Annotated in this window: 12 protein-coding genes; 8 read left to right on the plus strand and 4 right to left on the minus strand. The window is 68.4% G+C overall.

The features are described from left to right. Both KJ554_06950 and KJ554_06955 read right to left on the minus strand, forming a co-directional pair. A partial coding sequence (locus KJ554_06950; protein ID MBU0742064.1) for an RNA methyltransferase occupies positions 1-313 on the minus strand: 313 nt, incomplete at its 3' end. Then, the gene (locus KJ554_06955) at positions 300-743 is read right to left on the minus strand and encodes a thioesterase family protein (protein MBU0742065.1); all 444 of its coding nucleotides are present in this window, start codon (positions 741-743) and stop codon (positions 300-302) included. The genes KJ554_06955 and KJ554_06950, both read right to left, overlap by 14 nt. Before the next feature lie 87 nt (positions 744-830). Here KJ554_06955 and KJ554_06960 point away from each other — a divergent pair, with 87 nt between their 5' ends. The 3 genes from KJ554_06960 to KJ554_06970 all read left to right on the plus strand — a co-directional run bounded on the left by KJ554_06960 (position 831) and on the right by KJ554_06970 (position 3979). Continuing rightward, positions 831-1532 carry an MliC family protein gene (locus KJ554_06960; GenBank protein ID MBU0742066.1) on the plus strand — a complete coding sequence of 234 codons (702 nt, stop codon included), beginning with the start codon at positions 831-833 and terminating at the stop codon, positions 1530-1532. A gap of 12 nt (positions 1533-1544) precedes the next feature. Then, the gene (locus KJ554_06965) at positions 1545-2111 is read left to right on the plus strand and encodes an HD domain-containing protein (protein ID MBU0742067.1); all 567 of its coding nucleotides are present in this window, start codon (positions 1545-1547) and stop codon (positions 2109-2111) included. Positions 2112-2281: 170 nt separating this feature from the next. Then, on the plus strand, positions 2282-3979 hold the full coding sequence (locus tag KJ554_06970) for a hypothetical protein (GenBank protein ID MBU0742068.1): 1698 nt from the start codon (positions 2282-2284) through the stop codon (positions 3977-3979). A 14-nt stretch (positions 3980-3993) separates the two neighbouring features. On the opposite strand, the gene KJ554_06975 is transcribed toward KJ554_06970, so the two are convergent. After that, the gene (locus KJ554_06975; protein MBU0742069.1) at positions 3994-5283 is read right to left on the minus strand and encodes a NupC/NupG family nucleoside CNT transporter; all 1290 of its coding nucleotides are present in this window, start codon (positions 5281-5283) and stop codon (positions 3994-3996) included. A gap of 183 nt (positions 5284-5466) precedes the next feature. Between KJ554_06975 and udk the strand changes: the two genes are divergently transcribed. The 5 genes from udk to crcB are packed head-to-tail and all read left to right on the plus strand — an operon-like array spanning position 5467 to position 9821. Further along, positions 5467-6117: a uridine kinase gene (gene udk / locus KJ554_06980; protein ID MBU0742070.1), complete on the plus strand. Its 651-nt coding sequence runs from the start codon at positions 5467-5469 to the stop codon at positions 6115-6117. Positions 6118-6145: 28 nt separating this feature from the next. Beyond that, on the plus strand, positions 6146-6700 hold the full coding sequence (hpt, locus tag KJ554_06985) for a hypoxanthine phosphoribosyltransferase (GenBank protein MBU0742071.1): 555 nt from the start codon (positions 6146-6148) through the stop codon (positions 6698-6700). 48 nt (positions 6701-6748) lie between these two features. Beyond that, positions 6749-8236, plus strand: a complete 1488-nt coding sequence (guaB, locus tag KJ554_06990; GenBank protein ID MBU0742072.1) for an IMP dehydrogenase — start codon at positions 6749-6751, stop codon at positions 8234-8236. Further along, positions 8236-9462, plus strand: coding sequence for an MFS transporter (locus KJ554_06995; GenBank protein ID MBU0742073.1), 1227 nt, complete (start codon positions 8236-8238; stop codon positions 9460-9462). The genes guaB and KJ554_06995 overlap by 1 nt, the downstream gene beginning before the upstream one ends. Further along, positions 9393-9821, plus strand: coding sequence for a fluoride efflux transporter CrcB (gene crcB / locus KJ554_07000; GenBank protein ID MBU0742074.1), 429 nt, complete (start codon positions 9393-9395; stop codon positions 9819-9821). Before KJ554_06995 ends, crcB begins: the two co-directional genes overlap by 70 nt. A 10-nt stretch (positions 9822-9831) precedes the next feature. Here crcB and KJ554_07005 read toward each other — a convergent pair. Beyond that, positions 9832-10721: RtcB family protein (locus KJ554_07005; protein ID MBU0742075.1), on the minus strand; the 890-nt coding region annotated here is incomplete at its 5' end.

The raw sequence follows: 10721 nt of genomic DNA on the forward strand, positions 1-10721 counted from the left end.
CCAGCGCCAGCAACCCGGCCGGATCGTCGCGATAGGCGGCCTTGGCCATGACATGCGGGGCGAGCTCGGTGACGTCAGCGCCGGCCGCCGCCAGGGCTTCGGCGAGGCCCCTGGCGTCGGGGTCGCCGGCCAGGAGTTCCGCGCACGTGTAGACCTCGCTCGCGGCCACGCCCGCGTCCAGGGCGCGGCGGATCACGCGCGGCTCGTCCAGCAGGATGAGGCCCTCGCGCTCGCGGTGCCGTCGGTCGCGCAGCTTGACCAGCCGCTTGACCCGCGGGTTCTGCAGGCTGGTGATGCGTTCAACGGGCTTCATGACGCAGGTCCTCCAGCGCGCTGCGCAGGTCGTCCGGCAGGGGCGCGATGCCGCGCTTCGCGTAGTCGAAGCCCGCCAGGCCGGTCTCGGCCACCGCGACGTCGGCGCCGTCGGCCGGGCGGGTGACCAGGTAGGAGAGGCGGAAGCCGGCGCGTCCGGTCTCGGACACGCCCACCGCGATGCGCAGGACGTCGCCCGCGAAAGCCTCGCCCCTGAAGACCAGCGCGGCGTCGCCCATGATCAGCGGCACGCCGCCGCAGTCCAGTTCCGACCAGCCGTGCGCGGCCAGGAAACCCACGCGCGCCTCGTGCAGCAGGGCCAGCAGGCGGTCGTTGCCCAGGTGTCCGCCGTAGTTCAGATCCGTCGTGCGCACGGTGATCTCGGTCGTGTAGCCGTAGGACGCCAGGGGTGTCAGCGAAAGCCTGGGCATGCTCACCTCGATGATCGGGCTGGCCGCGGTCCGGACACCCGGGTAAACTAGCACAGCGGCGACGGCCGGTCAGCCAGGAGGTTCACGATGTCCCGCAGACCCTCGCTCACGATTCTCGCCCTCGCGGCCTGCTGGACGGGCGCCGTCGGCTGTCGCGGCGGCGCCGACGAACGGGCGGCCGCGGGGACGGAGATCCGCGACACCTTCCGGACGGCCCCGCCCGAGGCCTACCACTTCGACTGCGACGACGGCACCGTCATGGTCGTCCACGACGCGAACCTGTCCGGCGTGGACGAGGTGACCGTCTTGCTGCCCGGACGCACGGTGCGCCTGCCCCGCCTCGACGCCCCCGCCGGCGAACGCTACGGCGACGGCGAGGTGGTCTACTGGCGCCGCAGCGCGCGGGAGGCCACGCTCGAGGTCGCGGGGGAGCGGCTCCGCAACTGCGTGTTGGACCCCGCGCTGTCGAAGTGGGAGGACGCCAAGCTGCGCGGCGTGTCCTACCGCGCCCTGGGCAACGAGCCGGGCTGGGTGCTGGAGATCGGGCCCGAGCGCATCGTCTGGATCACGGGCTACGGCGGGACCCGCTACGTTTTCCCGGCAGCGACCCCCGAGATCGACCGGGACGCGCGCCGCACCACCTGGCGCTCGGCGGACGACGGTCGGGAGATCGTGATCGTCGTCACCGGCGAACCCTGCCTCGACGACGGCGATGTCGCGTATCCGACGACGGCCGGGATCACCTTCGACGGCCGGCTCTACACGGGCTGCGGCCGAGCCCTGCACTGACGGGAGACCGAGATGACCGAGGGCACACTCCGCCGCGTCGTGGATCTGCTGACGCGGTCGGCTCGTCTGAAGCATCTGCCGCGGACGGGCTGGCTCCTGCGCGGCGTCGAGGCGCCGGAGAGCATCGCCGCCCACAGCCACGGCGTCGCGCTGATCGTCCTGATCCTGCTGGATCTGGTCGACGAACCGCTCGACCGGGGCCGGGCCTTGGCCATGGCGGTGCTGCACGATCTGCCGGAGGCGGTCATGGGCGACATGCCCGCGCCCGCATCGCGGTACCTGCCGGCGGGGGCCAAGCAAGCTGCCGAAGCTTCAATTCTCCGGGAGCTGGTCGAGGGGACGAGATCTGCCGAACGATGGGAGGAAACCTGGCGCGAGTACGCCGCGGCGGAGACCGCCGAGGCGAAGCTCGTCCACGATGCGGACCAGCTGGACAAGTTCCTGCAGGTCTTGATCTACCATCGATCCGGCCACCGCGACGTCGCCGAATTCTGGTCGTTGATGGACGCGCATCCCTGGTCCTGCCGGGCCAGCCGTGAATTGCTGTCGGCGATTCACGATCGGGCTGCCGTATGTTGACAATATATCAAAACTTGATAGAATCGTAGGCGGTAGGAAGAAGGCGCGCGTGCTATGATGAACAGCCTGCTGACTTTTCGCGCGCGATGTGCGAGGGAAAGCGTCACGGGTGCGCAGGATGACAACTCTGGCGGTTCTGCGACCGGGAACCCGACCGCAGCTGGAGCCCCATGATCATACGTCCGTTCCTCGATTTCATGATCCTCTGCTCCCAGCATCCGCTGTTCACGAGCATCGGGTTGCTGGGCTTGTGGTTGTTGACGCGACGCCGGTCGAGGAACGTGCTGGGCAATGCCGATGAATCGTGGCGCAAGATGCGGCCGGTGCTGGTCATCGTCACGGCGGGCGTCTTCATCTCCTTCCTGACGACCTGCTTCTGGTACATGACCCACGACGGCTACGCCAGCGATGTCGAGGCCATGGTGACGACGGTCGCCTGGTGGGTGAAGACAGGCGGCCAGCTGTACCACGCGCCGGACGCCGCCCAGCAGTACAGCGCGCTCTACGGACCGGCCATCTATCTCGTGACCGGCTTCTATCTCGATTTGCTGGGCCCTTCGATCTTCGCCTCGAAGGTGGGCTCGCTGCTGTCGCTGTACATCTCCCTGACCCTGCTGTACCTGACCATCCGCCGCTGGGTCTCCAACACGCTGGCCCTGGGCTTGACGACGATCGCGGTCCTGCTGTACTGGACCTGCGGCACCTCGTCGATGCTCGTGCGCGCGGATCCCTATCTGCTCGCCGCGGTGTGCCTGGGCATGTACAGCGCCGGATCACCCCGGCGCGTCCTGGCGGTGGCGGGCTCGGCCCTGGGAGTCGGCCTGGCGGTGAACCTCAAGCTCCATTCGCTCCTGTATATGCTGCCGGTGCTGACGCTGCTCGACGAACACCACGGCTGGCGCGCGACCGTCGCGGCCCTGGGCCTGGGCTTTGTCGTCGTGGTGGCACCCTTCGTCCTGCACGACAACATCTCGCTCTTGAATTACCTGTCCTGGCTGGAGATATCCGCCCACCACGGGCTGGAGCTGGAATCCCTGCCCCACCTGCTCTCGCGCGCGCTGTTCTTCGCCGTGCCGGTGCTGGTGCCGCTCTCCAGCGGCAGCTGGCCCGCGGACCGGCCCTGGATGCGCCGCGATCTGATCCTGGTCTGGATCGTGGGCAATCTGGTCGTGATCTTGCTGGCCATGAAGCCGGGCGCCGGACAGGTACACCTGCTGCCGATCATCCCCATCAACATGGTCTTCGCGGCCAGGCTGTGGCCCGCCGAGGGTATGCGCGGCCTGCTCTTTCCCGATATGCGCATCTCCTGGCGGCTGGGCGCTGTCATGTCGTTCCTGATCGCCGCCATCGTCTCGGGTTCCGTGTCCGGTTATCGCAGCGCCAGGCTGGCCAGTTCGTTGATGGAGCATTCCTCGGAGATCACCGCCGAGATCGGGGAGATCCTGGCCACTCATCCCGGGCGTACGATCAGCATGGGTTACGGCGGCGACGGCCAGTATTTCCACTGGACGAACCTGCGGCCCCTGCTCATCTTCGCGGGACAGCCCCTGCTGCTCGACGCCATCTCGATCATGGACTCCCGGCGCGCATACCGTGAGTTTTCCCCGGCGACCATCGATGCCATCGAAGCGGGCGTGATCGACCTGTGGCTCGTGCCGCGACAGCAGCAGCCCTTCTCGCTGCCCAATTGGTATCCGCCCCACGAGGAGATATTTCCCGAGGAATTGCGGACCCGCTTCGCCGAGCACTTCCGGCTCGAGGGTCGGGCCCGCTTCTTCGATCTGTGGGGCTGGGACCGGACGGCATCCCTGGGTGCGATCACCATCGATACCGCCGCTGACGACGAGGATGTCGCGTCCGGGGACTGATCCCTACTTCCTGTTCATGACGTGAGGATCCCCGCGATCGTCGCCGTCAGCCAGCTGGCCAGCGCGCCGCCGAACATCGCCCGCAGGCCGAGCCGCGCCACGTCGCTGCGTCGTTCCGGCGCCAGGCCGCCGATGCCGCCGATCTGGATGGCGATGCTGCTGAAATTGGCGAAGCCGCACAGGGCGTAGGTGGCGATCACCACGCTGCGCGGCGAGAGGGCGCCGGCCTCGACGGCCCTCTGCAGCTCCACGTAGCCCAGGAACTCGTTGACGGCGATCTTGGTGCCCAGCAGGTTGCCGAAGGTGGTCGCCTCGCTCCAGGGCACGCCCATGGTCCAGGCGAGCGGGGCGAAGATGTAGCCGAAGATCTCCTGTAGCGACAGTCCGGCCAGGCCGAGCCCCGCGTTGATCATGGCCACCAGGGCCACGAAAGCCAGCAGCATGGCGCCGATGTTGGCGGCCAGCTTCATGCCCACGCCCGCGCCGCCCGCGGCGGCGTCGATGAGGTTGGCGTATTCCTGCGGCACGGCCAGCTTGACCTCGCCGGCGGTGGCCGATCTTTCCATCTCCGGGAACATGATCTTGGCGACGACCAGGGCCGCCGGCGCCGACATCACCGAGGCCGCCAGCAGGTGACCCGCATCCACGCCGAAGCGCACGTAGGCCGCCATCACGCCGCCGGCGACCGTCGCGAAGCCGCCGCACATCACCGCCATCAGTTCCGAGTTGGTCATGGTCTTGATGTAGGGGCGCACCACCAGGGGCGCCTCGGTCTGGCCCACGAAGATGTTGGCGGCGCAGGAGAGGGTTTCCGAGCCGCTGGTGCCCATGGTCCGCCGCATGATCCAGGCCATGCCCGCGATCAGCCGCTGCATGACGCCCAGGTGGTAGAGGATGGCCATCAGGCTGGAGAAGAAGATCACCGTGGGCAGGATGTGGATCGCGAAGACGGTGCCCAGGGGGATCAGGTCGCCGGTTGCCGAGTTGACGACCTGGATGTAGCCGCCCTCCGGGCCCGGCGTGATGTAACGGACCAGGTTCTCGTCGGTGCGGAAGAGGTTTCCGAAGAGGAAGGCCGAGCCGGCGTCCGTGAAGCCCAGCACGCGGGCCACGGCGACGCGCGCGCCCGCGAAGAAGGTCTGTCCCCAGGGGGTGCGCAGCAGCAGCAGGGCGAAGGCGAACTGCAGGCCGATCCCCCAGGCGACGGGCCGCCAGCGCACGCGGCGGCGGTTGTTGCTCAGCGCCCAGGCCAGCCCCAGCAGGACGGCCATGCCCAGCAGCGATGTCAGATTGCCCAGGTCCATCGTATCTCCTCTGGTCCGTCGGGATACAGAACCTAGCAGTCCGCAAGCCGCTTGAATAGGCCAAACGCCGGGCCTCCCCGAGCCTCCCTCGGCACACCGTCGAGACGCGACGCGCAGCCAGGGATACGCCCCATTGGACGGGCGCCGTTGACACCGTCGAATGGTGTGGTATCTTTCCCGCTCATGAACGACCATGCGCCACAATCTCCACCTCCGGTGATCATCGGCGTTGCCGGAGGCACGGGCTCGGGCAAGACGACCGTCGCGCTGCGGGTCCAGGAGGCCGCGCCCGGCAAGACAGTGCAGATCATCCATCACGATTCCTATTACCGCGACAATTCGCACCTCTCGCTGAAGGACCGCGCGAAGATCAACTACGACCATCCCAACGCCTTCGACACCGCGTTGCTTGTCGAGCACCTGAAGATGCTGAAGAACGGCGAGGCTGTGGACGTGCCGGTCTACGATTACGCCACCCATTCGCGGCGCCCCGAGACGCGGCGGGTGGAGCCGGCGGACATCATCTTCGTCGAGGGCATCCTGGTGCTGGAAGCGAAACCGTTGCGCGAGTTGATGGACATCCGGCTCTACGTGGGCGTCGACGCCGACGAGAGGTTCATCCGGCGGCTCAAGCGGGACACCCGCGAGCGCGGGCGCAGCGTGGAATCGGTCATCGACCAGTACATGAAGGTCGTGCGGCCCATGCACCTGCAGTTCGTCAATCCGACCAAGAAATACGCGCACCTGATCATCCCCGAGGGGGGGCACAACCAGGTGGCCATCGACCTGATCGCCGCCAAGATCGCGGCGATCATCCAGGCGCGGCACGGCTAGGCCGGGCCGCGAGCAACGGAGGCGTCCCATGCAGTTCGACGACGCGGCCCTGGCCCTGCGCGATCCCCTGATCGACAAGATCCTGATCGCTTCCGGCGACATCCAGAAGCGCATCCAGCAGCTGGGCACCGAGATCAGCCGCGACTACGTGGACCGCCAGCCCGTCCTGGTCTGCATCCTCAAGGGCGCCTTCGTGTTCCTGGCCGACCTGACCCGGCACATCTCGATCCATCACGAAATGGACTTCATGGCCATCAGCAGCTACCACGGCGGCACCGAGAGCACCGGCGTGGTCAAGATCGAGAAGGACCTCAAATCCAACATCACCGACCGCGACGTCCTGATCGTCGAGGACATCGTCGATACGGGACTGACGCTGAACCATCTGCTCGAGCTGCTCGAGACCCGCAGTCCGCGCAGCATTCGCGTCTGCTCCCTGCTGGACAAGGTGTCGCGCCGGATCGTGCACGTGCCCATCGACTACCGGGGGTTCGAGATCCCGGACGAGTTCGTCATCGGCTACGGTCTCGACTACGACGAAAAGTACCGCAATCTGCCCTTCATCGGCGTGCTCAAGCCGTAGCGGGCTGTCGCCCGGGGCTGGGGCGCGCGAGACAAAAGGACGCTGCACATGAACGTTCAGGGCCGCGGACCGGACGACGCCCGTTTTCCGGAGACACTCACCTTCGACGACGTGCTGCTGGTGCCCGGCTACTCCGAGGTCATTCCCCGCGACATCGACACTTCCACGCGCCTGACCCGCGAACTCGTCCTCAACGCGCCCCTGCTCTCGTCGGCCATGGACACCGTGACCGAGGCCGAGCTGGCCATGGCCATGGCGCGCCAGGGCGGTCTCGGCGTGATCCACAAGAACCTCTCGCCGCAGGTGCAGGCCGAGCACGTGCGCCGCGTCAAGCGCAGCGAGTCGGGCATGATCACCGATCCCATCACGCTGGCGCCCGACCGGCCCATCCACGAGGCGCTGGGCCTGATGGCCGAGAATCGCATCTCGGGCGTGCCCATCACCGAGGGGCGGCGCCTGGTGGGCATCCTCACCAATCGCGACCTGCGTTTCTGCCGCGACACGACCCGGCCCGTGCGCGAGGTCATGACCAGCGCGAACCTGGTCACCGTCCCCGAGGGCACGACCCTGGAGGAGGCCTCCGAGCGGCTGCACGAGCACCGCATCGAGAAGCTGCTGGTGGTCAGCGGCGACGGCGAGCTGCGCGGCCTGATCACGGTTAAGGACATCCAGAAGCGGATCGACTATCCCCACGCCAGCAAGGACGCCCAGGGACGCCTGCTCTGCGCCGCCGCGGTGGGTGTGGGACGCGGTGTCGAGGAGCGCGTGGATCTGCTGGTCGTCGCCGGCGTCGATCTGCTGGTCGTGGACACCGCGCACGGGCATTCCCGCAACGTGATCAAGGCGGTGCGCGCCATCAAGCAGCGCTATCCGGACCAGCAGGTCATGGCCGGGAACATCGCCACCGGCGAGGCAGCCGCGGCGCTGGTCGAGGCGGGCGCCGACGCCGTGAAGGTGGGCATCGGTCCGGGATCGATCTGCACCACGCGCGTGGTCTCCGGCGTGGGCGTGCCCCAGATCAGCGCCATCCTCGACGTGGCGCGGGTCACGGCCGAACTCGGCGTGCCCATCGTCTCGGACGGCGGCGTGAAGTACTCGGGCGACGTGGTCAAGGCCATCGCCGCGGGCGCCGACACCGTCATGATCGGGTCGATGTTCGCCGGCACCGAGGAGGCGCCGGGCGAGAAGATCCTCTTCGAGGGCCGCGTCTACAAGACCTATCGCGGCATGGGTTCGGTGACGGCCATGCAGGACGGGAGCAAGGACCGCTACTTCCAGGAGAGCGTCTCCGATCCCGATAAGCTGGTGCCGGAGGGCATAGAGGGTCGCGTTCCCTACAAGGGGGCGCTGGCGGACATCTTCTACCAGATCGTCGGCGGTCTGCGCAGCGGCATGGGATATTGCGGCGCCGCGTCGATCGCCGACCTGCAGCGCAAGGCCCGTTTCGTGAAGATCACCGGCGCCGGCTTGCGCGAAGGCCATCCCCACGACGTCCACGTGACCAAGGAAGCTCCCAACTACGGCAAGAGCTCCTGATGGTCCGGCGCACCCTGCTGAGGCTGGCCGGCATCGGGCCGGACTTTCGCCGCTTGCTGCTGGCCACGCTCTGCTTCGGCGCGGCCAGCGGCATCTTCCTCTCCACGTTGAACAACTATCTGAGCGACATCCACGACCTGGACACCGCCGCCCGCGGCTGGCTCGAGTTCCCGCGCGAGCTGCCGGGCTTCGCCATCATGTTCGTCTCGGCGCTGCTGTTGGGCTTCATGCGCGAGACACGCATGGCCGCCGTCGCCATGGTCCTGACAGCCGCCGGCGCGCTCGGCCTGGGCATCATGGCGCGCGACACGGTGCTGCTGGTCGTCTTCATCATCGTCTGGAGCCTGGGCGACCACATCATCTTCGCCGTGGAGGGCCCCCTCGGCCTCCACCTGGCGAAGCACGGCAACGAGGGTCATCGGCTCGGCCAGCTCGGCGGCGCGCGCAACCTGGGCGTGATCGTGGGTGTCGGCGGCGTCTACCTGCTCGCGAAACTGGCCGGCAACCGTTACGACCTCTTCTACGGCCTGGCGGCGCTGGCCGCCGTCCTGGCCGGCTGGAACTACGCGCGCCTGAGGGTGGGGGAGACGTCGGCGCGGTCGCGCCGCCTGATCTGGAAGCGCAAATACGGCATCTTCTACGCCATCAGCGCCCTGTTCGGCGTGCGCAAGCAGATCTTCCTGGCCTTCGGCGGCTGGGTGCTGGTGCGCAACCACGGCGTCGAGGTGTCGACCATCGCCCTGCTGTACTTCATCGCCGCCGCCCTGGGCGTGTTGTTCCGGCCGCTGCTGGGCGACGTGATCGACTGGGTCGGCGAGCGTGTGGTGCTGGCCGCGGACGAGGTCATGCTGTTGCTGATCTGCCTGGCCTATGCCTTCGCCTCGGACATCCTCGGCACGCCCTGGGACCTGCGTCTGCTCTACGGGGCCTACGTGCTGGACAGCGTGCTCTTCGCCCTGCGCATCGCGCGCACCACCTACCTGAAGAAGATCGCCGACGATCCCAGCGAGATCACCCCGACGATCAGCATGGGCATCACCATCGATCACGTGGTGGCCATGAGCCTGCCCGTCCTGTCGGGATACATCTGGGAGACCTATGGTTTTCGCTGGGTCTTCCTGCTGGCCGGCGCCATCGCCGTGGCGGGGTTCTTCATCTGCCTGCGGATACGTGTGCCGGAACCGGCCGTTCCCTCTGCGGAGGCCGCCGCGCGACCCGCGTCCTGACCATCGCCCTGGCCGGCGACCTGGGGGCGGTGGCGCGCTACGGACTATCCGGTCTGGTGCAGCGCTGGGCCGGCGCGCGCTTCCCGCTGGGCACGCTGGCCGTCAACGTGGCGGGCTGCTTCCTGATCGGCCTGCTGGCCACCCTGAGCCTGGAATGCTGGTCGCTCAGCCCCGTCACCCGCACCGCCCTGCTCATCGGCTTCCTGGGCGCGTTCACCACCTTCTCCACCTTCAGCTACGAGATCCTGGCCCTGCTGCGCGAGGGGGCGGTCTGGCGGGCGGCGCTCAACGTCGGCCTGTCGGTGCTGTTGTGCCTGGGTGCGGCGTGGGCGGGCGTGGTGCTGGCGTCGCGAGTCTGATACGTTCCGTCTACCCCTTGACCACCACGAGCGGTCGCAGACGGGCGACCCTGGTCGCCAGCCCGGCGTCGTGGACCGTATCCACCACCGCGGACACGTCCTTGTAGGCCTCGGGCATCTCCTCGGCCAGGGTTCGTTTCCCGGTCACACGCAGGGTCACGCCGCGGGCGCGCGATTCGGCCAGCAGGTCGCGGCCGTGTCCCGCCTTCAGCGCCCGCTTGCGGCTCATGACCCGTCCGGCGCCGTGGCAAGCGGAACCGAAGGTCTCGGCCATGGCCTGGTTGGTGCCGCGCAGCACGTAGGAGCAGCGCCCCATGTCGCCGGGAATGAGCACCGGCTGGCCGGTGGCGCGGTAGCGCTCCGGCAGTTCGGGTCGGCCCGGTCCGAAAGCGCGCGTGGCCCCCTTGCGGTGGACGCAGAGACGGCGGCGCCGTCCGTCGACCACGTGCTCCTCCCACTTGGCGATGTTGTGGGCCACCTCGTAGACGGTGCGCAGCCCGTCCGCGGCCCCGGCGCCCAGCACCCGGCCCACGGCCCCGCGCACGAGATGCGCGATGATCTGGCGATTGGCGAACGCGAAGTTCACGGCCGCGGCCATGGCGCCCAGGTAGGCGCGGCCGTCGGCCGAGTCCAGGGGTGCGCAGCAGAGCTGGCGGTCGGGCAGCGCGATGCCGTAACGGGCGGCGGCGCCGACCATGGCGTGCACGGCGTCGTCGCAGACCTGATGACCGAAGCCGCGGCTGCCGGTGTGGATCATCAGCGTCGCCGTGCCCTGGCGCAGCCCCATGGCCGCGGCGGCCTCCGCGTCGAAAACCTCGTCGACCCAGCCCACCTCGAGGAAGTGGTTGCCCGAGCCCAGGGTGCCCAGCTGCCGACGGCCGCGCTCGCGCGCCCGGGCGC

The organism is bacterium (assembly GCA_018814885.1).
Classification (GTDB): domain Bacteria; phylum Krumholzibacteriota; class Krumholzibacteriia; order LZORAL124-64-63; family LZORAL124-64-63; genus JAHIYU01.